Below are 20838 nucleotides of genomic sequence, written 5' to 3' on the forward strand. Positions count from 1 at the left end.
CCCCCCCCCCATAACTATTGACTTTTCCAGCAATATCGCGTATAGGTTGTAAGGCAGCTGGAAGAAACATGGACGGCCCCGGATTCCCTCCACCGGCGGCCGTCCTGTCTTTCTCTCGTGCGGACAAGAAACGCATGAGGCAGAGCAACCCATGACAGACAACACACACGACCAGGACGGCGCCGCCGTCCTGCAGCGGCAGGTGCATTACACCGCCGATCTCCTGCGCTCGCTGCAGGAGAGCATACACCGCCTGCGCAACGCGGCGGAGGAGCTTCGGGAGCAGCTTGAAACCACCGGCGGCGATGAGGCCACCGGCGCAAGGGCGCAGATCAGCAGGCTCGAGGGCCTGATCCGCGATTGCCAGAAAGTGGAGAAAGTCATTGCAGAACAAAGCACCGAATTCGCCCGCATGCTCAAATCAGAGCACGAACTCGATCTCGGCGCGGCGCGCGCTGCTGTCGAATGCGGACTTTCTCGCCTGCGTGCCGCCCTGGCTGCTGAACTGCTTCTTGGATGAGCTGGACCGGAAAACCCTCTGCGCGCTGCCGCATCTCTTTGACATCTGGGCGCTGGACCACCAGCGCCCGCCGCCGGGGGATTGGCGCGCCTGGGTGATCCTGGGCGGCCGTGGCGCAGGGAAAACAAGGGCAGGGGCCGAATGGGTCCGCTCGCTGGCCGAAGGTGCGCGCCCGCACGACCCCGGCACCGCCCGCCGCATCGCGCTGGTGGCGGAAACCTATGACCAGGTGCGCGACGTGATGATCCATGGCGACAGCGGCATCCTGGCCTGCGCGCCGCCCGACCGGCGGCCCAAGTGGAAAGCCTCGGAGCGCAAGCTGATCTGGCCCAACGGGGCCGAGGCGCAGGCGTTCTCCGCCCATGACCCCGAGGCGCTCCGCGGCCCCCAGTTCGACGCCGCCTGGGCGGATGAACTGGCCAAGTGGAAGAAGGGGCAGGAGAGCTGGGACATGCTGCAGTTTGCCCTGCGGCTGGGCCAGGACCCCCGCGTCTGCGTCACCACCACGCCGCGCAACGCGCCGGTGCTGAAGCGGCTCTTGGCCTCACCCAGCACCGTCCAGACCCACGCCGCGACCGAAGCCAACCGCGCCAACCTTGCGCCGTCCTTTCTGGAGGAGGTGCGGGCGCGCTATGCAGGCACCCGCCTTGGCCGGCAGGAACTGGACGGGGTGATGCTGTCGGACATCCAGGGCGCGCTCTGGACCACCGCAGCGCTGGCCGCGGCGCAGGTGGCCGACGCGCCGCCGCTCGACCGGGTGGTGGTCGCCGTCGACCCGGCGGTCAGCGCGGGCAAGGACTCCGACGCCTGCGGCATCGTGGTGGCGGGGGCCGTCACCCACGGCCCGCCGCAGGACTGGCAGGCCTATGTGCTGGCCGATTGCACGGTGCAGGGGGTCGGTCCCCTGGCCTGGGCGCAAGCGGTGATCGCCGCCCGCGACAGGTTTGACGCCGAACGGGTGGTGGCAGAGGTGAACCAGGGCGGTGCCCTGGTCGAAACCGTGCTGCGCCAGGCCGACCCGCTGGTGCCCTTCCGCGCCCTGCACGCGAAGAAGGGCAAATCTGCCCGCGCGGAACCCGTCGCGGCGCTTTATGAGCAGGGCCGGGTGCGCCACCTGCCGGGGCTTGGAGAGCTGGAGGACCAGATGTGCCAGATGACCCCGCAGGGCTACCGCGGCAGCGGCTCGCCCGACCGGGTCGATGCGCTGGTCTGGGCGCTGCATGAGCTGATCATCCAGCCCGCTGCAAACCTTAGGAGGCCGCAGGTGCGGGTCTTATAGCCTCTTCTCAAAACTGACCGCCCGGCCGCCAGGCCGGGCAGCGCCCGTCCCGCCCCCCACGGAGCGGGCGCTTCGCTTCCTCCCCGTCGGGCCGGGCGCCGCCCTAAGCACTTCGCAACACCGGGTGAAATTCATCATAAGTGAATAATTACAGTGTCTTGACGCAGGGTGTTGCGTACCCGCCGTACGCTCCGCTTGCCGGATCTTCAGCTCTTTCTGTCCCTAATGATCCTCAGCAAAGGCGCACCAGCCCCAAGGGGTCCGGCGCCGGAGATGAACAACCTGAGGAGCGGACCATGGTCTTTGACCTGCTGCGGCGCAACAAGCCCGAACCCCCACAGCCCGGCCTGGAGCAGAAGGCCAGCCAAACCGCCCGCGTGGTGTCCTGGCACGGTTCCGGCCGCACCGCCTGGAGCCCGCGCGACACCGTGTCCCTGACCCGCAGCGGCTTTGCCGGCAATCCGGTCGCCCACCGGGTGATCCGCCTGATTGCCGAGGCCGCCGCCGCCGTGCCGCTGGTGCTGCAGGACAGCCGCCAGCGCTATGACACCCACCCCTGGCTGGCGCTGCTGGCGCGTCCCAACCCGGCCCAGACCCAGGCGGAACTGCTGGAGGCGCTCTATGGCCACCTGCTGCTGTCCGGCAACGCCTATATCGAGATGGTCGCGGCAGAGGACGCAACGCCCGCAGAACTGCATGTGCTGCGCTCCGACCGGATGAACGTCGTGCCCGGTCCGGATGGCTGGCCCGCGGGCTTTGACTATGTGGCCGGCGGGCGCAAGCACCGCTTCGCCAACGAGCCCGGCCAGCCGTCGATCTGCCATATCAAGAGCTTTCACCCGCAGGACGACCACTACGGCCTGTCCCCTCTGCAATCGGCGGCGATGGCGATTGACGTCCACAATGCCGCCTCCCGCTGGTCGAAGGCGCTGCTGGACAACGCGGCCCGCCCCTCAGGCGCGCTGGTCTGGACCGGCTCCGACGGCCAGGGCCAGATGTCCGACGATCAGTTCCGCCATCTAAGTGAAGAGATTCAATCAAACTTTCAGGGTGCGCAGAATGCCGGCCGCCCGATGGTGCTGGAGGGCGGGCTGGACTGGAAACCGATGGGCTTCTCGCCGTCGGACATGGAGTTCCAGAAGACCAAGGACACCGCCGCCCGCGAAATCGCGCTGGCCTTCGGGGTGCCGCCGATGCTGCTCGGCATCCCCGGCGACGCAACTTACGCCAACTACCAGGAGGCCAACCGCGCCTTCTACCGGCTGACCGTGCTGCCGCTGGTGGCCAAGGCCACTGCCGCATTGGCCGACTGGCTGGCGGGCTGGACCGGCGAAGAGCTATGCTTGAAGCCCGACCTCGACCAGCTGCCCGCCCTGGCAGCCGAGCGCGAGGCGCAGTGGCGGCGTATCACTTCCGCGGATTTCCTCAGCAATGAGGAAAAGCGGCAGCTGCTGGGGTTGCCCACAGAAGCCCCGGCCGCGCCGCAGACGGAGGGCGGACAGGATGACTGAGCACCCGATGCACGCATTTGATTGTTCACCGGGATTGCGCCTGTCCGCCCATGAGCGGGTGGCCCAGATCCAGCATGAGGCGGTGAACCGCCGCCTCGACCGGATCGAACAGATGATGGAGCGGCTGGAGAAACGCCTCTGGCTCACCGTCTACGGCGTCGCCGCGGTGATCCTGGCGCAGGCCTTCCAATCCTTCCTGACGGTGCAATTGCCGTAACACCAATGACTTGCGAGGCTCAGATGATGCAGGGAACTCCCCAGCTGGAACATAAATTCGCACGCTTCGGCGAGGATCTCTCGCTGAAGGACGCCACCGGAATCGAAGGCTACGCCAGCCTGTTCGGCCAGACCGATCAAGGCGGCGACGTGGTCGAGCGCGGCGCCTATGCGGCATCGCTTAAGGCGCTCCGGGATCAGGGCCGCACGGTCAAGATGCTGTGGCAGCACGACCCGCACCAGCCAATCGGCGTCTGGGACGAGGTGCGCGAGGACAAGCGTGGGCTTTACGTCAAGGGCCGCATCCTGACCGCCACCCCCAAGGGCGCCGAGGCCGCCGCGCTGATCGCGGCGGGCGCGATTGATGGCCTCTCCATCGGCTACCGCACCCAGAAGGCCACCCGGGCCCAGGACGGCAGCCGCCGCCTGACCCAGGTGGAGCTGTGGGAGGTGTCGCTGGTCACCTTCCCGATGCTGCCCGCCGCCCGTGTGGCGGCCAAATCCGCCGCCGCAGATGCCGAAGCCGAAGCGCTGCGCGCCCTGGCCGATGGCCTGCGCCAGATCACCCGCGACCTCAAAACAGGACACCCGACATGAGCAACCAAGACCTCCCGGCAAACACCGGGGACGCAGCGCCCCTGGCGCATGAAGTGAAACAGGCCGTGACCGGCTTTCTTCATGAATTCAAGGGGTTTCAGGACGACATGCAATCAAGACTGAAACAGGCAGAAGAGCGAGTGAACATGCTGGACCGTAAGACAATCTCTCAGAACCGCCCCCATCTGGCAGCCAGCCAGGACGCGGGCGCGCCGCATCAGAAGGCGTTCAACGCCTACCTGCGCTGCGGCGACGACGACGGCCTGCGCGGGCTTGAGCTGGAAGGCAAGGCGATGTCCACCGCCGTGGCCAGCGATGGCGGCTATCTGGTCGATCCGCAGACGTCGGAAACCGTGAAATCGGTGCTGAACGCCTCCGCCTCGATCCGCGCCGTGGCCTCCGTGGTGCATGTGGAGGCGTCCTCTTATGACGTGCTGATCGACCACAGCGAAATGGGGGCCGGCTGGGCCAATGAAACCGGCCCCGCGGCGGAGACCTCCACCGGCTCCATCGACCGCATCACCATCCCGCTGCATGAACTCAGCGCGCTGCCCAAGGCGTCGCAGCGGCTGCTCGATGACAGCGCCTTTGATATCGAGGGCTGGCTGGCCACCCGCATCGCCGACAAATTCGCGCGCTCCGAGGCCGACGCCTTTATCAACGGCGACGGTATCGACAAGCCCACCGGCTTCCTCAACTACCCGGTGACCGAAAACGGCACCTGGACCTGGGGCGAGATCGGCTACAGGGTTTCCGGCGTCGACGGCGATGTCGGCAATGGCGACGCGATCATCGACCTGGTCTATGCGCTGGGGGCCGAATACCGCGCCAATGCCACCTTCATTCTGAACTCCAAGACCGCGGGAATGCTGCGGAAACTGAAGGACGCTGATGGCCGCTTCCTGTGGTCTGACGGCCTGGCCGCAGGCGAGCCTGCGCGCCTCATGGGCTACCCGGTGCTGATCGCCGAGGACATGCCAGACCCGGCCTCCAACAGCTACTCTATCGCCTTCGGCGACTTCCGCGCCGGCTATACCATTGCCGAGCGCCCGGACCTGCGCGTGTTGCGCGACCCCTTCAGCGCTAAGCCGCATGTGCTGTTCTACGCGACCAAGCGCGTCGGCGGCGATGTCAGCGACTTTGCCGCGATCAAGCTGATGAAATTCGGCCTGAGCTAACCGCTCAGCGCTGATGGCGGACCGGCAGCCCGGTCCGCCGGCTGGCACGCACCCCATATTTCCTTGCCGTCTAGCTGCTCCCCCTCCGTCCGAGCGGCAGGGAACGGTGCGTGCCGGCCGAACCTTCAAAAACGGACAGCAGATCAGGGCCGGCTCAGGGGGAGGCCCGCAGGAGTGAGATGATGATGCTGAGCGAAGTGACCCCCGTGCCCGAGGCCGCCCTGCCGCTGGCCCCCTTCAAGGCGCATCTGCGTCTGGGCACCGGCTTTGGCGAGGACAGCCTGCAGGACGAGGTGCTGTTTGGCTTCCTGCGCGCCGCCCTGGCCGCGGTGGAAGGAAGGACCGGCAAGGCACTGATTACCCGGGATTTTGAGCTGGAGATCCGCCACTGGCGCGACCGCGCCCGGATGGTGCTGCCGATCGCCCCGGTGCGGGCGGTGACAGAGGTGATGATCCGTGACGCCGCAGGAGCTGAGACGGTTCTGAACCCTTCCGCTTACCAGCTGGAGCGTGACAGCCAGCGCCTGCGTTTGTGCCCGGCCGGCAGCCTGCTGCCCGCCATCCCGGCCGGCGGTCTGGCGCGGATCACCCTGCAGGCCGGCATGGCCGCGGACTGGGGCGGCTTGCCTGCCGATTTGGGCCAGGCGGTGATGCTCTTGGCGGCGCATTATTACGAATACCGGGCCGACACCGGCCTGCATGGCGGCTGCATGCCCTTCGGCGTCACCAGCCTAATCGAACGCTACCGCAGCCTGCGGCTGACATTGGGAGGATTGGCATGAAACAGCCCCCGAACCTCACCCGCAAGCTGGTGCTGGAAGACCCCCAGCGCGCCCCCGACGGCGCCGGCGGATACACCGAGACTTGGGTTGCGCTTGGCACCCTCTGGGCCGAGGTGAAATCCCTCTCGGGCCGCCTGGCCGGTGACAGCGTATCTTTGCAGAAATACCGGATCACCCTGCGCGCATCGCCGGAGGGTTTTGCATCCCGTCCGCGCCCGGACCAGCGCTTCCGCGACAATGAACGCCTCTACCGCATTGATGCGGTTGCAGAAAGCGCCCCGGACGCCCGCTACCTCACCTGTTTCGCGGTTGAGGAGGTGAGCGGATGACCTATGCCATCGCAGGCGGGCTGCAATCCGCCGTCTACACCCACCTGACCGGCGACGCGGGCCTCTCCGCGCTGGTCGGCAATGCGATCTATGACGCGATCCCCGCAGGCCCCTTGCCGCAGACCTATGTGGCGCTGGGATCGGAGGAGGTGCTGGACCGCTCCGACAAGACCGCAGGCGGGGCGGAGCACCGGTTCTTCGTCACCGTCACCACTGACACTGCCGGGTTTGCCGGCGCCAAGGCTGCCGCCGCAGCCGTCTGCGACGCGCTGGTCGGCGCCTCCGTGCCGCTGCCGCGCGGCCAGCTGACCGGCCTCTGGTTCGACCGCGCCAAGGCCGAGCGGCTGACCACCGGCGGCAGGCAGATCACCCTGCGCTTCAGGGCGCGGGTGGATGACGTCTGAACCTCAGAAACCTGATGAAACCAATTGAAATACATGGAGAACCCCCATGACAGTTCAAAACGGCAAGGACCTGTTGGTCAAAGTGGACATGAACGGCGCTGACCTGTTTGAAACCATCGCCGGCCTGCGCGCCACCCGTATCAGCTTCAACGCCGAAAGCGTAGATGTGACCAGCCTCGAAAGCCAGGGCGGCTGGCGCGAATTGCTGGCAGGCGCCGGTGTGCGCTCCGCCAGCATCTCCGGCTCCGGCATCTTCCGGGACGAGGCAACGGATGAGCGCGCCCGGCAGCTGTTCTTCGAAGGCCTCACGCCGGAGTTCCAGGTGATCATCCCCGATTTCGGCATCGTGCAGGGGCCGTTCCAGGTCACAGCACTTGAATACGCGGGCAGCCACAACGGCGAGGCGACTTATGAGCTGTCGCTCGCCAGCGCCGGCCAGCTCAGCTTCTCGGCGGTCTAAGCGATGATGAACCCCCACGCTGGCGAGGCGGAATTGCTCGTGAATGGAAACCCTTACGTGCTGAAGCTGACGCTGGGCGCGCTGGCGGGGCTGGAGGCCGCGCTGGAGGAAGGCACGCTGGTCGATCTGGTGCAGCGGTTCGAACAGGGCCGGTTTTCTGCCCGCGATGTGCTGGCGCTCCTGGCGGCCGGCCTGCAGGGCGGCGGCCATGATCTCAGCCGCGAAGACCTCGCTGCCGCCACCATCACCGGCGGCCCGATGCAGGCGGCGCGGGTGGCGGCGGAGCTGTTGGTGCGCAGCTTTGCCGTGCCGGAAGAGCCATGAGCGGACTGGACTGGCCCGCGCTGATGCGCGCCGGGATGGCGGGGCTGAAGCTGCTGCCGCGCGACTTCTGGCAGCTGACGCCGGCGGAACTGCGGCTGATGCTGGGCGAGGCTGCGGCACCGCAGCCGCTCAGCCGCCACCGGCTGGCGGCCTTGATGCACGATTTCCCGGACGCGCCCAGCCCGGCAAACAAGGAGACAAAAGATGACTGACTCATCGTCGATGGCGGAACTGGAACTGCAGGGCGAAGCTTTGGGCGAAGCGCTGGACGGTGCCTCTGGAATGGCCGCGGCCTTTGCAGAAGTGCTGGGGCGGGTCAAGGAGGGGTTCTCCGAAACCGGGCGCGATGCGCAGATCCTGGACCGAAGTCTTTCCAAGGGCTTACGGCGCGCTTTTGAGGGGCTGGCCTTTGACGGCGACAGCCTGTCGGAGGCGATGGACACCCTCGCGCGCTCAATGATCCGAACTACCTACAACGCGGCGATGAAGCCGGTGACCAATCATCTCAGCGGCATGATGACCGAGGGGCTGACCTCCCTGATCGGAAACATTCTGCCCTTCGCCAATGGTGCGGCCTTCAGCCAGGGCAAGGTGATGCCCTTTGCCAAGGGCGGTGTTGTCACCAGCCCCACAGCATTCCCGATGCGCGGCGCCACCGGGCTGATGGGCGAGGCCGGGCCGGAGGCGATCCTGCCGCTCACCCGCGGCGCTGACGGCTCGCTGGGCGTGCGCAGCCAGGGCGGCGGTTCGGTCAGCGTGGTGATGAATGTGACCACCCCGGACGTCAAAGGCTTTGAACGCAGCCGCAGCCAGATCGCCGCGCAGCTGTCGCGCGCGCTCAGCCGCGGCGGACGCAACCGTTAAGGATGGAGGGTAACACAATGAATTTCCACGAAGTCCGCTTTCCCGCCTCGCTCAGCTTCGGCTCCGTCGGCGGCCCGGAGCGGCGCACCGATGTGGTGACGCTGGCCAACGGGTTCGAGGAGCGCAACACCCCCTGGGCGCACTCCCGCCGCCGCTATGACGCGGGGCTGGGCCTGCGCGCGCTGGAGGATATCGAGACGCTGATCGCCTTTTTCGAGGCCCGCCAGGGCCAGCTCTACGGCTTCCGCTGGAAAGACTGGAGCGATTACAAATCCGCCAGTGCCAGCGCGGACGTTGCCTTTGACGATCAGGTGGTTGCGACCGGCGACGGCGCCACGGTGACCTTTCAGCTGGCCAAGACCTACCGCTCCGGCGCCTTCACCTACCAGCGCCCGATTGCCAAACCGGTGGCGGGCACGGTGCGGGTCGGGATCGGCCAGGACGAGCTGCGCGAGAGCGTCGATTACGAGCTGGACACCGCCACCGGCCTGATCACCCTGGCGCATCCGCCGGAGAAGGGCCTGAGCATCCGGGCGGGGTTCGAGTTCGACGTGCCGGTGCGGTTCGACACCGGCAGCATCCAGACCAGCGTCGCCTCGTTCCAGGCGGGCGAGGCGCCGGCGGTGCCGGTGGTGGAGGTGCGGGTATGAGCGGGCTGTCCGAAGTCTTCCGGGCCCATGTGCAGTCCGGCATCACCACCCTGTGCCGCTGCTGGGCGCTGGCGCGGCGCGACGGTGCGGTGCTGGGCTTTACCGACCATGACTGCGTGCTGCGCTTTGACGGGCTGGCGTTTCAGCCCGGCAGCGGCCTGACGGCGCGGGCGGTGAGCCAGGCCACCGGCCTGTCGGTCGACAACACCGAGGCGCTGGGGGTGCTGAGCGATGCCGCAGTGCGCGAGGCGGACATCGAGGCGGGCCGCTTCGACGGCGCCGAGGTGCGCTGCTGGCTGGTGAACTGGCAGGATGTCTCGATGCGCTGGCTGCAGTTCCGCAGCTCGATTGGCGAGATCCGCCGGGCCGGCGGCGCCTTTCAGGCGGAACTGCGCGGGCTGACGGAGGCGCTGAATCAGCCGCTGGGGCGGATCTATCAGAAACCCTGCACCGCGGTGCTGGGCGATGCCGCCTGCGGGTTTGACCTCGGGACGCCCGGCTATGCCGCGGAGCTGGCCGCCGCAGAGGTGGAGCGCAACGAGGTGTTCCGCTGGGACGCTTTGCCGGGGTTTGAGCCGGACTGGTTCACCGGCGGGCGGCTGACGGTCCTCAGCGGCACGGCTGAGGGGCTGTGGGCGGCGGTCAAGGCCGACCAGTCCACGGCTGACGGCCGGAAAATCGGCCTGTGGGAACCCATCCGCGCTGCGGTGCAGCCTGGTGATACGGTCCGGCTGGAGGCGGGCTGCGACAAGCGGCTGGAGAGCTGCCGCCTGAAGTTCAACAACCTGCTGAACTTTCAGGGTTTCCCCGACATTCCGGGGGAGGACTGGGTGATGGCGGTGCCGCGCCAGTCGGGCGTGAACACCGGGGGCAGCAGGCGATGAGCCGGGTGGTGCAGGCTGCCCGCGGCTGGATCGGCACGCCCTATGTACATCAGGCCTCCTGCAAGGGGGCGGGCTGCGATTGCCTGGGCCTGATCCGGGGCCTGTGGCGCGAGCTGTGCGGGGCCGAGCCGGAGCTTCCGCCCGCCTACACGATGGACTGGTCCGAGCCGCAGGGCACCGAGGCGCTGTGGCAGGCGGCGGCGCGGCATCTGACGGCAAAGCCGTTGCGAGACGCTGCCCCCGGCGACGTGATCCTGTTCCGCATGCGCGAAGGATCGGTGGCCAAGCATCTGGGGGTGCAGTCTCAGGCTGGCAGCAATGAGACGAGGGCAATGCCTGGCCGCGGGCGGAAACGAAGTGCCCGCCCGGGGGGGCGGACGGGCACTGCCCGGCCTATCGGCCAGGCGGAAGTTGTCAATTCAGGCCCCGCCTTCATCCACGCATACGCCGGCCACGGGGTTGTCGAAAGCCCGCTGAGCCCGCCCTGGCAGCGCCGCATCGTGGCGCGGTTTCACTTCCCGAAGGAGCTGAACTGATGGCAACCATTCTTCTCTCTGCCGCAGGCGCGGCGGTTGGCGGCGCAATCGGCGGCACTGTCGCGGGCCTCTCGTCCGCGGTGGTCGGCCGGGCGGTGGGCGCCACACTGGGCCGCATGATCGACGAACGCCTGCTGGGCTCAGGCTCGGCCCCGGTGGAGACCGGCAAGGTCGACCGCTTCCGCCTGACCCAGTCCAGCGAGGGCAGCCCTGTCGCGCAGGTCTATGGCCGGATGCGGCTGGGCGGGCAGGTGATCTGGTCCTCGCGGTTCCTGGAAACCTCCACCACCAGCGGCGGCGGCGGCAAGGGCCGGCCCAGCCAGCCGCAGGTCACCAGCTACAGCTATTCGGTGTCGCTGGCGATTGCGCTCTGCGAGGGGGAAATCGCCCATGTCTCCCGCATCTGGGCCGATGGGGAGGAGGTGGCGCCCAAGGATCTGAACATGACCGTCTACCGGGGCACAAAAGACCAGCTGCCCGACCCGGTGATGGAGGCGGTCGAGGGCGCGGGCCAGGTGCCTGCCTACCGCGGTACGGCCTATGTGGTGTTCGAGAACCTGGAGCTGTCGCGCTTCGGCAACCGGGTGCCGCAGTTTTCCTTTGATGTGCTGCGGCCGGAGCAGGTGGACAGCGGCACCTATGCGCAGGATCTGGGCCAGCTGGTGCAAGGCGTGGCGCTGATGCCGGGCACCGGCGAATACGCGCTGGCCGCCGAGACGGTGCAGTATTCCGGCGGGCCGGGCGATGCGAAGGCGGCCAATGAGCATACGCCCTCGGGGATGAGCGACCTCAAGACCTCGCTGACCGCGCTGGAGGCGGAGCTGCCGTCCTGCGGCGCGGCCTCGCTGATCGTGTCGTGGTTCGGCGATGACCTGCGCTGCGGCAGCTGCACCCTGACACCCAAGGTGGAGCATAAGGAGGCTGAGGGCAGTCTGCCCTGGAGCGTCAGCGGCCTGACCCGCGGGACGGCGGCGCAGGTGCTGACGCAGGAGGGCAAGCCGGTGTATGGCGGCACCCCCGCCGACGCCTCGGTGATCGAGGCGATCCGGGAGCTGCAGGATCGGGGCCTCAGGGTGATGTTTTACCCCTTCATCCTGATGGACCAGGCCGAGGGCAACGAATTGCCCGATCCCTGGACCGGCGGCGCCAGCCAGCCGCATCTGCCGTGGCGGGGGCGGATCACACTGTCCGCCGCGCCGGGGCAGCCCGGCTCGCCCGATGGCACCGCGGCGGCGGAGGCTGAAGTGGCGGCGTTCTTTGGCACCGTCACGGCGGCGGATTTCACCGTGGGGGACGGCACGGTTGCCTACAACGGGCCGCAGGAATGGAGCCTCAGCCGCTTCATCCTGCACAATGCCGCGCTGTGCGCAGCGGCGGGCGGGGTGGAAGCCTTTTGCATCAGCTCCGAAATGCGGGCGCTGACGCAGATCCGCGGTGCCGCGGGCTTTCCGGCGGTGGCAGCCCTGCGCGCCCTGGCGGCAGAGGTGCGGCTGCTGCTGGGGGCGGAGACCAAAATCGGCTATGCCGCCGACTGGTCGGAATACTGGGGCTATCAGTCGCCGGAGGGCGACCGGTATTTCCATCTCGACCCGCTGTGGGCGGATGACACCATCGACTTCATCGGCATCGACAACTACATGCCGCTCAGCGACTGGCGCGAAGGCGAGGATCACCTGGACGCGCGCTCCGGCGTGCCCGCGGTCTATGACCTCGGCTACCTGCGCAGCAATGTGGAGGGCGGCGAGGGGTTTGACTGGTATTACCACTCGCCCGAGGCTGCAGCGGCGCAGATCCGCACGCCGATCACTGACGGCGCGCATGATGAACCTTGGATCTGGCGCTACAAGGATATCCGCAACTGGTGGATGCAGGAGCATCACGAGCGGGTCGGAGGGGTGCGCCAGGCCGCGCCCACCGCCTGGGTGCCGCAGAGCAAACCCATCTGGTTCACCGAACTGGGCTGCGCCGCCATCGACAAGGGCACCAACCAGCCGAACAAGTTCCTGGATCCGAAAAGCTCTGAATCCAAACTGCCTAAATATTCCAACGGGTTGCGCGACGATCTGATGCAGATCCACTACCTGCGCGCGATCCTTGGCTATTGGGGCGAGGACGCCAACAATCCGGTTTCCGAGGAATACGGCGATCGCATGCTGGATATGTCCAACGCCTATGTCTGGGCCTGGGACGCGCGGCCGTTTCCGGCCTTTCCCAGCCGGGCGGACATCTGGACCGACGGCGAAAACTACCTGCGCGGCCATTGGCTGAACGGGCGGGCCGGGCAGCGCACGCTGGCCTCGGTGGTGGCGGAGGTGTGCCGCTGCGCGGGGCTGGAGGATTTTGACGTCTCGCGGCTTTACGGCGTGGTGCATGGCTATGTGAACCCGGATGTGAGCGATGCGCGCGCGGTGCTGCAGCCCTTGATGCTGCGCTTCGGGTTCGACGCGGTGGAGCGCGGCGGGACGCTGCAGTTCCGGATGCGCAGCGGCAGCGGGGCCGAGGCGCTGGCGCTGGAGCATCTGGCCGAAAGCGGCGAGCTGGAGGGCACGCTGGAGCTCTCCCGCGCCAGTGAAGCGGAGCTGGCGGGGCGGGTGCGGCTGCGGTTTACCGAATGGGGCGGCGACCATGCCGCCGGGTCGGTGGAGGCGGTCTTGCCCGATGAGGCCACCCATTCCGTCAGCCAGACCGAGCTGCCGCTGGCGCTGACCGGGGCCGAGGCGCGCCAGGTGGCCGGGCGCTGGCTGGCCGAGGCGCGGATCTCGCGCGATACGCTGCGGTTCCAGCTGCCGCCCTCGATGCTGCATCTGGGCGCGGGGGATGTGGTCTCGCTGCCGCTGGAGGGGGGTGAACAGCTCTACCGCATCGACCGGCTGGAGCAGGCTGAGGCGCAGCTGGCGGAGGCGGTGCGGATCGAGCCCGGTACCTATGACCTGGCCGCGGTGGCGGAGGAGTTGCCGGGGGTCAACGCCTTTGCAGCGCCGGGGCCGGTGCTGCCCCTGTTCCTGGACCTGCCGTTGATGCGCGGCGATGAGGTGCCGCACGCGCCGCATCTGGCGCTGACGGCGCGGGCCTGGCCCGGCAGTGTGGCGGTCTATGGCTCGGAGGCGGATGAAAATTACGCGCTGGAGCAGGTGATTGCGGCGCGGCAGGTGATCGGGGTCACGGAGACACCGCTGTTGGCCGCAGGCGCCGGGCGCTGGGATCTGGGGGCGGATCTGCAGGTGAAGCTGATCTCCGGTTCGCTGGAAAGCCGCACCGTTGAGGCGGTGCTGAACGGCGCCAATGCGGCCGCCATCGGCGATGGCACGCCCGGCAGCTGGGAACTGTTCCAGTTCCGCGCGGCAGAGCTGATTGCGCCGCAGACCTACCTGCTGCGCGGGCGCTTGCGCGGCCAGCAGGGGACCGATGCCGTGATGCCGGAGGTCTGGCCTGCCGGGTCTTACGTCGTGCTGCTGGACGGCACGCCGGTGCAGCTGGAGCTGGCGCCGGAACAGCGCCGCCGGGTGCGGCATTACCGGATCGGGCCTGCGCGCCGGGCGCTGGAGGATCCGTCATATGTGCACCGGCAGGAGAGCTTTGAGGGCATTGGCCTGCGGCCTTATGCGCCGGTGCATCTGCGGCTGAGCGGCGCGCTGGGCGAAGACATTGCCGCCGTCTGGGTGCGCCGCACCCGGATCGAGGGCGACAGCTGGGAGCTGGACGAGGTGCCGCTGGGCGAAGAGACGGAATCCTACCGCATCCGGGTGATGCGCGGGACCGCGGTGCTGCGGGAGGAGACGGTGGCCGCGCCGGGCTGGGCCTATCCGGCAGCGGCGCAGGCGGCGGACGGGGTGCAGGCGGGCGATGTGCTGGAGGTGGCGCAGCGGTCGGCGCGGTATGGCGCCGGGCCCGCGGTGCGGGCCGTTCTGGAATGATCCGCCCGGTGCTGCCCGGCGATGTCTCTGCGGTGGCGCGGGCGCTGCTGGCGGTGCCGGAGAGCGGCCGCCTGCGCCTGTGCCGCCGCATTTTCGGCGGCGCGGCAGAGGCGGCGGCGCATTGCCGGATGCTCAGGCGCCTGCATCCGCGCTGGGGCGACGGCTCGCTGAATGCGGCGGCCCGGCGGTTCGCGCTGGCAGAGGAACCGTTTCTGGATGACGCGGCGTATCTCAGCTGCACCCGGCTGGTGCTGCGGGAACTGGCGGGGGTGCTAGACGCGGAAGGGGAGCCTCCCGCCCGCTGAACCCGGCAGGAAACCTGCCCGGCCAGCCGTTGGGCGTGGCGCCGCCTGCCTGCGGCGGCGTTCCATCGATAACGAAAATGTACCCCATCACGGGTTTGCGTTTGCCGAAAAAGCCCTTAGATGGCTATCTTGAGCGGAGAAAGGATGCATCGCCATGTTCAAAACGCAGCACGCCGTCGCCTCGCTGGATCCCGTCTGGGACCGGATCACCAAGGAAGCCCAGGACGCTGTCGACTCGCAGCCGCTGATGGGCGGGCTGATCCATGCCTGTATCCTGCACCATAAATCGCTGCAGAAGGCGCTGTCCTACCGGATTTCCGCCAAGCTGTGCTCGAACGAGATGTCGATGACCATCCTGCGGGAGATCGTCGATGCCGCCTATGAGGCCGACCCCGGCATCGTGGAAGCCTCGCGCGCCGACCTGATGGCGGTTTATGAGCGCGATCCGGCCTGCCACCGGTTGCTGCAGCCGATCCTCTATTTCAAGGGGTATCAGGCGGTGCAGGCCTACCGGATCGGCCATTGGCTGTGGCAGCAGGGCGACTGGGATCTGGCGTATTTCTTCCAGATGCGGATTTCCGAGATCTTCGGCGTCGATATCCATCCGGCGGCGGTGATCGGCAAGGGGATCATGATCGACCATGCCCATTCCATCGTCATCGGCGAGACCGCGGTGGTGGGCGACAATGTGTCGATGCTGCATTCGGTGACGCTGGGCGGCACCGGCAAGGAGGAAGAGGACCGGCATCCGAAGATCGGCGACGGGGTGCTGATCGGCGCCGGCGCCAAGGTGCTGGGCAACATTAAGGTCGGCCATTGCAGCCGCATTGCTGCCGGGTCGGTGGTGCTGTCGGAGGTGCCGCCGTGCAAGACCGTGGCGGGCATTCCGGCGCGCATCGTCGGCGAGGCGGGCTGCGACCAGCCCTCGGTCAGCATGGACCAGCGGTTTCCGAACGGTTCCGACTGAGGGGAGCGCCGCAGGCCGCGCCGCAATTTGAGTATTTTTGGAAGATGAAAGGGGCGCGGAATGCGCCCTTTTTTACTGCCTTCTCCGGCAGGAAATAATGTTTCTGTATAGAGGGTTGCGGGAGGCTGTTGATCCTTTGCCCGGGGGCGGGGCAGCCTGCGGTTCCGCAAACCGGCGCGACGGGCGGAGGGCGGTCTTATTTGACGGCAACCTCGGCGGGCTGGCTTGAACCCGGTTGCGCCGGGGCGCATAGTCCGGGGCAACAGCTTCTTTTCTGCAGTTTCTATTTGGGGGACAGACCATGATTTACACGACCGAAGGCCGCGGGCGGCTCTATGGCTCGATCCTGGAGACGGTGGGGAACACGCCCGCGATCCGGCTGAACCGCATCGCGCCGGATCATGTGACCATCTACGTGAAATTCGAGGCGTTCAACCCGGCGGGGTCGGTGAAGGACCGGCTGGCGCTGAACATCATCGAGGCGGCGGAGCGGGAGGGGCGGCTGAAGCCCGGCCAGACAGTGGTGGAGGCGACCAGCGGCAACACCGGCATCGGCCTCGCCATGGTCTGTGCCGCCAAGGGGTATCCGCTGGTGATCACCATGCACGACGGGTTCTCCGTCGAGCGGCGGCGGCTGATGCGGATGCTGGGTGCCAAGGTGGTGCTGACCCGCAAGGAGGACAAGGCGGTGGGCATGGTGGTGAAGGCCAAGGAGCTGGCGGAGGCCAACGGCTGGTTCCTGGCGCATCAGTTCGAGACCAAGGACAACGCCGACATTCATGAGAGCACCACCGCGCGGGAGATCCTGGGGGATTTCGCGGGCGAGCGGCTGGATCACGTGGTGCTGGGCTATGGCACCGGCGGCACGGTTGCGGGTCTCGGGCGGGTGCTGAAGGGCGCGCGGCCCGATCTGAAGATCACCCTGAGCGAGCCGTCCAACGCGGCGCTGGTGCAGTCCGGTGAGGCGCAGGCGCGTAACGATGAGGGCGAGCCTGCGGCGACCCATCCGGCCTTCAACCCGCATCCAATCCAGGGCTGGACCCCGGATTTCATCCCGCTGGTGCTGCAGGAGGCGCTGGACGAGGGCTATTTCGATGCGCTGGAGCCTGTGAGCGGTGAGGAGAGCATTGCCTGGTCGAAGCGGCTGGCGGCGGAAGAGGGCATTCTGACCGGGATTTCAGGCGGCGGCAGCCTGGCGGCGGCGGTCAAGGTGGCGGTGCGGGCGCCGGAGGGGGCAGTCCTTCTGGCGATGCTGCCGGATACCGGCGAGCGCTATCTCTCGACGCCGCTGTTTGACGGAATTGCTGCGGAGATGGATGAGGCGGAGCAGGCGCTGTCGGCCTCGACCCCCGGGTATCAGTACTGATCTGCGCGCCGCCGCTGGCGTGGTGCTGGCGGCGGCGGTTGCGCAGGTGAGTATTTGGGGAAAGATGAAAGGGGGCGGGGGCGTTCCCTTTCTAAGTTTCGATGGTTCTTGGGGGACGTGTAGCCCGCCTGTCTCAATGTCCACGAAGCGGGGGTTTGCTGCCGTTTTCCGCAGGTGCGGCCCGAGACCCTAGCGTACCGCAGCTAAGCGCAAGAGCAGGCTATGAAAAGTCGCTGAGGCGCATCAGCCCACACGTTGCAACACTGCAGCGCAGCTATCGCTCCTCAGCCATTTAATGGGCGGAAATCAGAATCCTGATTTGCTGATTTCGGCAAATGAGAGAGCAGTAATTGGCCTTCATGAGACTTCAGCGCGAGGCGCGCTGTCGGGCCGTAGCGTTCGAAATCCCCGAAAAGCTCCAGAACCTCCTCCCGCGTTTCAGCATCAAAGGACCCTAGAGTTTCAGCTCCCGGATGATAGCTCTCACTTGCAAGACCGTTGCCGCAGAGAATTTCATGCTCATCAAACAGCAAGTGGACATAGGTCACCGGCTGGCCATCTGCCCGCACTTGGATTGTTGTGCCGTTCACAAGATGCTTCGCCTTGACCAAGACTTCGGACTGTCCAAATAGCAGCTCTGCCAGCTCAGAAGAAATCAGCACCCGGTGGTTTTGCGACACGGCGATTGGGCCATGATCGCCAAGCGCATGAGCAGCAAAGACCACCGGTGCATGGCGGCCTGTTGCGTGGCGGGTGCTGTACCCGATCCAGCGCAGTGGCTGCAGACCGTGATCCCGGGTCATGACCTCGGCTCCCACTTCCAGGTCTTCGACAGCGACTGAGCCGTACCTTGTATCGATCTGTGTGCCTGCCACGAAACACGGCGGAGCACCTGTAACGGTTTCGACCTTTACCGATCCGACATCGCTGTTTCCTCGATCATCCACAACCGTATAGGAAAACGTGCTGGTTTCAGACACAGTGCTGTCATTTGTGATCGAGAGCGTGCCGTCCGCATTCAGGGTCACGACTTCACCGCTGCTCAGCGTTACGGACTGACCGGAGGAAACAGCCTGGCCCGCAATATGGGTGATCGTCAGGCTGCTGCCGTCGCTGTGGAGGTCGTTTTCCAGAACGTTCAGGATCTCGGAGCCATCGCCTGAGATTTGGAAGACATCGCTTTTTGCAACCAGATCCGGCTCAAACGGACCCGTCATCGTGTCGATGTCCGAATTCCAGACCAGATCCCCGAGCAAACCGCCTTCCGGCAGACCTGAGAAGTCGAGGATCATTGTGGTATAGAGGTCTCCGGCAGCCTCGCTTCCGGACAAATTCACAATCCCGGTATATGTCGCCGTGATAGTCCCGGACAGGTCTTCATATTCGGGAGCAACTTTGAACGGAAAGCCGTTCTTGGAGGTTGGCGTGGACCCCCCGAGAGGATCATCGTCCATGGCAAAGGTCGTATCAAACACCGAGCTGGCCGGTGCAAGATCGATCTCAAGCGAGGTCAGCAGTTTCGTCGTCGATAGCTCGTGCCAGCTGTAGCCGAAGAACATATCGATGTCTGCGCCTGCCGCCCCGCCATTGGTATAGGGATCCAAGGCCTGCCACGTCAGGGTTTCCGTGGTGCCATCGGCGTAGGTTGCCGTGATACGGGCGCCTTCCAGATCTACCCCGCGAGAGGATGTGTCGGGTCGGACGTTATAGGCACTTTCATGCGGGTCTTCATCAAGCCGAACAATATCAATCGCAGGCATGACTATAGCCTCTTTCGAATGGATGCGGCCGAACCAAGTTAGATTGCCATGCCGGCAGCATTTGGCGGTCTTGAAAACACATTAGGGTGCTATGAACGCGCAGTATGGGATCACGGTGGCATAAACACAGCAGAATTGGGGCATGAATTGCGGATTGAGATCTGCCAATCGAACCAAATCATCTGCTTACGCCGAAAAATAGAATGCAGTTCACGTATTTCCTGAAGCCGCCACAGGTTTGCTGTGCTTGAAAGCTGTCCGGTGCAGATGCAGCGGCAGGACTGCTGCGCAAGGGCCGCGAAGGGCTTGAAGCGGCCGATTGAGGCCGGTAGCAGCATTACAAATGCAAAGCCCCGGTCGTGGACCGGGGCTTTGTTTTTGTCTAAAGGAGGCAGCCTCTTAGGCCAGCATCACCATCGGGTTTTCCAAGTTGCCGACGATCGCCTTCAAGAGGTCCGCGCCGAGGGCGCCGTCGATGACGCGGTGGTCGACCGACATGGTGACGCTCATTACCGTGGCGACCTTCAGTTCGCCGTCAGCGCCGACAACCGGTTTCTTGACGCCGGAGCCGACCGCCAGAATGCCCGCGTGCGGCGGGTTCACGATGGCGTCGAAATTGTCGATGCCGAACATGCCAAGGTTGGAGATTGCGAAGCTGCCGCCCTGGTATTCATGCGGTGCCAGCTTGCGGTCGCGGGCGCGCTTGGCGAGGTCCTTCATCTGCGCGGACAGGGCGGAGAGCGATTTCACGTCGGCGTCCTGCAGCACGGGGGTGAACAACCCGCCCTCGATGGCGACGGCAACCGCCACGTCGGAGGCTTTCATCTTGAGCACCCGGTCGCCAGCCCAGACCGCGTTGGCGTCCGGCACCGCTTGCAGCGCCAGCGCCACCGCCTTGATGATGAAGTCGTTGACCGAGAGCTTGACGCCGCGGCCTTCGAGCTGCTTGTTCAGCTCGCCCCGGAATTTCAACAGCGCGTCGAGCTGGATGTCGCGGCGCAGGTAGAAATGCGGGATGGTTTGCTTGGCCTCGGTAAGGCGGGCGGCGATGGTCTTGCGCATGCCGTCGAGCTTGACCTCTTCGAACTCGCGGCCCTCGTACATGCGGGCGACCATGTCGGCGGAGGGGCCGGCAGGGGCGGCGGCAGCGGCAGGAGCGGCAGCGGCGGCCTCTGCCTTGGGTGCTGCGGCGGCTGCGGCCTGCGGTTTCGCATCCATAACGTCGGCCTTGACGATGCGGCCCTTGGGGCCGGAGCCCTTGATCTGGGCTAGGTCCAGGCCCTTGTCCGCGGCGATGCGGCGGGCCAGCGGCGAGGCGAAGATGCGGTTGCCGTCCGCGCCCTGCGGGGCGGCGGGGGCAGCTTTGGCCTCTTCCTTGGGGGCCTCGGCTTTGGCTTCGGACTTGGCTTCAGCCGGCGCCTCTTCCTTGGCCGGGGCGGATGCGCCGCCGCCGGAGGACTGGATGTCGTCGGCGCTTTCGCCGTCTTCCAGCAGCACCGCGATGGGGGTGTTGACCTTCACGCCCTCGGAGCCTTCGGCGATCAGGATCTTGCCGATCACGCCTTCGTCCACGGCTTCAAATTCCATGGTGGCCTTGTCGGTTTCGATCTCGGCGATCAGGTCGCCGGAGGAGACGGTGTCGCCCTCCTTGACCAGCCATTTGGCAAGGGTGCCTTCCTCCATGGTGGGAGAAAGCGCGGGCATCAGGATTTCGGTGGGCATGTCAGCGCTCCTCAATCAGAACAATTTGGTCATAGGGCGCCTTGGGGCGCCCGGTGCCGCGGGCAAGCTGGGTGATCGCGGCTTCGATCTTGTCTTTGTATTCGGCCATCCAGACGTAGGCCTCCTGATGGGAGGGCCGCGAGCCGATCAGCCGTGTGTCTGCTGCCAGCCGTTCGGGAACCAGTGCGGTGACTGTGCGCCCGTCGACGGTCAGCGTGACGCGGTAGCATTCGGTTTCGGGATCGCGGCCCCTGATTTCCATCTTCGTCC

The 20838-nt window shown here is 66.4% G+C and carries 23 protein-coding genes; 20 read left to right on the forward strand and 3 right to left on the reverse strand.

Features of this window, described 5'->3' with window-relative positions:
* The first annotated feature begins 151 nt into the window (after window positions 1–151).
* The 20 genes from B2P87_RS13580 to B2P87_RS13675 all read left to right on the forward strand — a co-directional run bounded on the left by B2P87_RS13580 (window position 152) and on the right by B2P87_RS13675 (window position 17086).
* Window positions 152–520 (forward strand): hypothetical protein, encoded by a 369-nt coding sequence (locus B2P87_RS13580; RefSeq protein WP_141890442.1) that lies wholly within the window; start codon window positions 152–154, stop codon window positions 518–520.
* Complete coding sequence (locus tag B2P87_RS13585) at window positions 513–1799, forward strand: DNA-packaging protein (protein WP_141890441.1); 1287 nt, start codon at window positions 513–515, stop codon at window positions 1797–1799. The genes B2P87_RS13580 and B2P87_RS13585 overlap by 8 nt, the downstream gene beginning before the upstream one ends.
* A 296-nt stretch (window positions 1800–2095) precedes the next feature.
* On the forward strand, window positions 2096–3310 hold the full coding sequence (locus tag B2P87_RS13590; RefSeq protein WP_141890440.1) for a phage portal protein: 1215 nt from the start codon (window positions 2096–2098) through the stop codon (window positions 3308–3310).
* Complete coding sequence (locus B2P87_RS13595) at window positions 3303–3527, forward strand: GTA head formation protein, RCAP_rcc01685 family (RefSeq protein WP_024090123.1); 225 nt, start codon at window positions 3303–3305, stop codon at window positions 3525–3527. Before B2P87_RS13590 ends, B2P87_RS13595 begins: the two co-directional genes overlap by 8 nt.
* Window positions 3528–3553: 26 nt before the next feature.
* Window positions 3554–4123: an HK97 family phage prohead protease gene (locus B2P87_RS13600; protein ID WP_244940812.1), complete on the forward strand. Its 570-nt coding sequence runs from the start codon at window positions 3554–3556 to the stop codon at window positions 4121–4123.
* The gene (locus tag B2P87_RS13605) at window positions 4120–5301 is read left to right on the forward strand and encodes a phage major capsid protein (protein ID WP_141890438.1); all 1182 of its coding nucleotides are present in this window, start codon (window positions 4120–4122) and stop codon (window positions 5299–5301) included. The genes B2P87_RS13600 and B2P87_RS13605 overlap by 4 nt, the downstream gene beginning before the upstream one ends.
* Window positions 5302–5483: 182 nt before the next feature.
* Window positions 5484–6083: a head-tail connector protein gene (locus B2P87_RS13610; protein ID WP_141890437.1), complete on the forward strand. Its 600-nt coding sequence runs from the start codon at window positions 5484–5486 to the stop codon at window positions 6081–6083.
* Window positions 6080–6412, forward strand: coding sequence for a head-tail adaptor protein (locus tag B2P87_RS13615; RefSeq protein WP_141890436.1), 333 nt, complete (start codon window positions 6080–6082; stop codon window positions 6410–6412). The genes B2P87_RS13610 and B2P87_RS13615 overlap by 4 nt, the downstream gene beginning before the upstream one ends.
* Window positions 6409–6816, forward strand: coding sequence for a DUF3168 domain-containing protein (locus B2P87_RS13620; protein WP_141890435.1), 408 nt, complete (start codon window positions 6409–6411; stop codon window positions 6814–6816). Before B2P87_RS13615 ends, B2P87_RS13620 begins: the two co-directional genes overlap by 4 nt.
* Before the next feature lie 46 nt (window positions 6817–6862).
* Window positions 6863–7276 carry a phage major tail protein, TP901-1 family gene (locus B2P87_RS13625; RefSeq protein ID WP_141890434.1) on the forward strand — a complete coding sequence of 138 codons (414 nt, stop codon included), beginning with the start codon at window positions 6863–6865 and terminating at the stop codon, window positions 7274–7276.
* A gap of 3 nt (window positions 7277–7279) precedes the next feature.
* Window positions 7280–7600, forward strand: coding sequence for a gene transfer agent family protein (locus B2P87_RS13630; protein WP_141890433.1), 321 nt, complete (start codon window positions 7280–7282; stop codon window positions 7598–7600).
* A complete protein-coding gene (locus B2P87_RS13635) occupies window positions 7597–7812 on the forward strand; it encodes a rcc01693 family protein (protein ID WP_141890432.1) in 216 nt (71 codons plus the stop codon). The genes B2P87_RS13630 and B2P87_RS13635 overlap by 4 nt, the downstream gene beginning before the upstream one ends.
* A complete protein-coding gene (locus B2P87_RS13640) occupies window positions 7805–8464 on the forward strand; it encodes a phage tail tape measure protein (RefSeq protein WP_141890431.1) in 660 nt (219 codons plus the stop codon). Before B2P87_RS13635 ends, B2P87_RS13640 begins: the two co-directional genes overlap by 8 nt.
* Before the next feature lie 17 nt (window positions 8465–8481).
* Window positions 8482–9114: a DUF2460 domain-containing protein gene (locus B2P87_RS13645; RefSeq protein WP_141890430.1), complete on the forward strand. Its 633-nt coding sequence runs from the start codon at window positions 8482–8484 to the stop codon at window positions 9112–9114.
* A complete protein-coding gene (locus B2P87_RS13650; protein ID WP_141890429.1) occupies window positions 9111–9998 on the forward strand; it encodes a DUF2163 domain-containing protein in 888 nt (295 codons plus the stop codon). The genes B2P87_RS13645 and B2P87_RS13650 overlap by 4 nt, the downstream gene beginning before the upstream one ends.
* Window positions 9995–10534, forward strand: a complete 540-nt coding sequence (locus tag B2P87_RS13655; RefSeq protein WP_058287030.1) for an NlpC/P60 family protein — start codon at window positions 9995–9997, stop codon at window positions 10532–10534. The genes B2P87_RS13650 and B2P87_RS13655 overlap by 4 nt, the downstream gene beginning before the upstream one ends.
* Window positions 10534–14448, forward strand: coding sequence for a baseplate multidomain protein megatron (locus B2P87_RS13660; RefSeq protein ID WP_141890428.1), 3915 nt, complete (start codon window positions 10534–10536; stop codon window positions 14446–14448). The genes B2P87_RS13655 and B2P87_RS13660 overlap by 1 nt, the downstream gene beginning before the upstream one ends.
* Window positions 14445–14753 (forward strand): hypothetical protein, encoded by a 309-nt coding sequence (locus B2P87_RS13665; RefSeq protein ID WP_141890427.1) that lies wholly within the window; start codon window positions 14445–14447, stop codon window positions 14751–14753. Before B2P87_RS13660 ends, B2P87_RS13665 begins: the two co-directional genes overlap by 4 nt.
* Window positions 14754–14907: 154 nt before the next feature.
* A complete protein-coding gene (gene cysE / locus B2P87_RS13670) occupies window positions 14908–15720 on the forward strand; it encodes a serine O-acetyltransferase (RefSeq protein ID WP_058287027.1) in 813 nt (270 codons plus the stop codon).
* Between the two features lie 301 nt (window positions 15721–16021).
* Window positions 16022–17086 (forward strand): PLP-dependent cysteine synthase family protein, encoded by a 1065-nt coding sequence (locus B2P87_RS13675; protein ID WP_141890426.1) that lies wholly within the window; start codon window positions 16022–16024, stop codon window positions 17084–17086.
* 284 nt (window positions 17087–17370) lie between these two features.
* Here B2P87_RS13675 and B2P87_RS13680 read toward each other — a convergent pair whose 3' ends face one another.
* The 3 genes from B2P87_RS13680 to B2P87_RS13690 form a co-directional block, all read right to left on the reverse strand.
* Window positions 17371–18846, reverse strand: a complete 1476-nt coding sequence (locus tag B2P87_RS13680; protein WP_141890425.1) for a Hint domain-containing protein — start codon at window positions 18844–18846, stop codon at window positions 17371–17373.
* 399 nt (window positions 18847–19245) lie between these two features.
* Entirely contained in the window at window positions 19246–20568 is a 1323-nt protein-coding gene (locus tag B2P87_RS13685; RefSeq protein ID WP_141890424.1) for a pyruvate dehydrogenase complex dihydrolipoamide acetyltransferase, read from the reverse strand.
* A 1-nt stretch (window position 20569) separates the two neighbouring features.
* Window positions 20570–20830 (reverse strand): hypothetical protein, encoded by a 261-nt coding sequence (locus tag B2P87_RS13690; protein ID WP_058287023.1) that lies wholly within the window; start codon window positions 20828–20830, stop codon window positions 20570–20572.
* Window positions 20831–20838 lie beyond the last annotated feature (8 nt).

The organism is Leisingera sp. UBA4491, assembly GCF_002388965.1.
In the GTDB taxonomy this organism is placed as follows: domain Bacteria; phylum Pseudomonadota; class Alphaproteobacteria; order Rhodobacterales; family Rhodobacteraceae; genus Leisingera; species Leisingera aquaemixtae.

What these genes read in the sequence shown, in the direction of transcription:
- B2P87_RS13580 (WP_141890442.1), top strand. Translation starts at nt 152, where the DNA reads ATGACAGACAACACACACGACCAGGACGGCGCCGCCGTCCTGCAGCGG.
- B2P87_RS13590 (WP_141890440.1), top strand. Translation starts at nt 2,096, where the DNA reads ATGGTCTTTGACCTGCTGCGGCGCAACAAGCCCGAACCCCCACAGCCC.
- B2P87_RS13595 (WP_024090123.1), top strand. Translation starts at nt 3,303, where the DNA reads ATGACTGAGCACCCGATGCACGCATTTGATTGTTCACCGGGATTGCGC.
- B2P87_RS13600 (WP_244940812.1), top strand. Translation starts at nt 3,554, where the DNA reads ATGCAGGGAACTCCCCAGCTGGAACATAAATTCGCACGCTTCGGCGAG.
- B2P87_RS13605 (WP_141890438.1), top strand. Translation starts at nt 4,120, where the DNA reads ATGAGCAACCAAGACCTCCCGGCAAACACCGGGGACGCAGCGCCCCTG.
- B2P87_RS13610 (WP_141890437.1), top strand. Translation starts at nt 5,484, where the DNA reads ATGATGCTGAGCGAAGTGACCCCCGTGCCCGAGGCCGCCCTGCCGCTG.
- B2P87_RS13615 (WP_141890436.1), top strand. Translation starts at nt 6,080, where the DNA reads ATGAAACAGCCCCCGAACCTCACCCGCAAGCTGGTGCTGGAAGACCCC.
- B2P87_RS13620 (WP_141890435.1), top strand. Translation starts at nt 6,409, where the DNA reads ATGACCTATGCCATCGCAGGCGGGCTGCAATCCGCCGTCTACACCCAC.
- B2P87_RS13625 (WP_141890434.1), top strand. Translation starts at nt 6,863, where the DNA reads ATGACAGTTCAAAACGGCAAGGACCTGTTGGTCAAAGTGGACATGAAC.
- B2P87_RS13630 (WP_141890433.1), top strand. Translation starts at nt 7,280, where the DNA reads ATGATGAACCCCCACGCTGGCGAGGCGGAATTGCTCGTGAATGGAAAC.
- B2P87_RS13635 (WP_141890432.1), top strand. Translation starts at nt 7,597, where the DNA reads ATGAGCGGACTGGACTGGCCCGCGCTGATGCGCGCCGGGATGGCGGGG.
- B2P87_RS13640 (WP_141890431.1), top strand. Translation starts at nt 7,805, where the DNA reads ATGACTGACTCATCGTCGATGGCGGAACTGGAACTGCAGGGCGAAGCT.
- B2P87_RS13645 (WP_141890430.1), top strand. Translation starts at nt 8,482, where the DNA reads ATGAATTTCCACGAAGTCCGCTTTCCCGCCTCGCTCAGCTTCGGCTCC.
- B2P87_RS13650 (WP_141890429.1), top strand. Translation starts at nt 9,111, where the DNA reads ATGAGCGGGCTGTCCGAAGTCTTCCGGGCCCATGTGCAGTCCGGCATC.
- B2P87_RS13655 (WP_058287030.1), top strand. Translation starts at nt 9,995, where the DNA reads ATGAGCCGGGTGGTGCAGGCTGCCCGCGGCTGGATCGGCACGCCCTAT.
- B2P87_RS13660 (WP_141890428.1), top strand. Translation starts at nt 10,534, where the DNA reads ATGGCAACCATTCTTCTCTCTGCCGCAGGCGCGGCGGTTGGCGGCGCA.
- B2P87_RS13665 (WP_141890427.1), top strand. Translation starts at nt 14,445, where the DNA reads ATGATCCGCCCGGTGCTGCCCGGCGATGTCTCTGCGGTGGCGCGGGCG.
- cysE (WP_058287027.1), top strand. Translation starts at nt 14,908, where the DNA reads ATGTTCAAAACGCAGCACGCCGTCGCCTCGCTGGATCCCGTCTGGGAC.
- B2P87_RS13675 (WP_141890426.1), top strand. Translation starts at nt 16,022, where the DNA reads ATGATTTACACGACCGAAGGCCGCGGGCGGCTCTATGGCTCGATCCTG.
- B2P87_RS13680 (WP_141890425.1), bottom strand. Translation starts at nt 18,846, where the DNA reads ATGCCTGCGATTGATATTGTTCGGCTTGATGAAGACCCGCATGAAAGT.
- B2P87_RS13685 (WP_141890424.1), bottom strand. Translation starts at nt 20,568, where the DNA reads ATGCCCACCGAAATCCTGATGCCCGCGCTTTCTCCCACCATGGAGGAA.
- B2P87_RS13690 (WP_058287023.1), bottom strand. Translation starts at nt 20,830, where the DNA reads ATGGAAATCAGGGGCCGCGATCCCGAAACCGAATGCTACCGCGTCACG.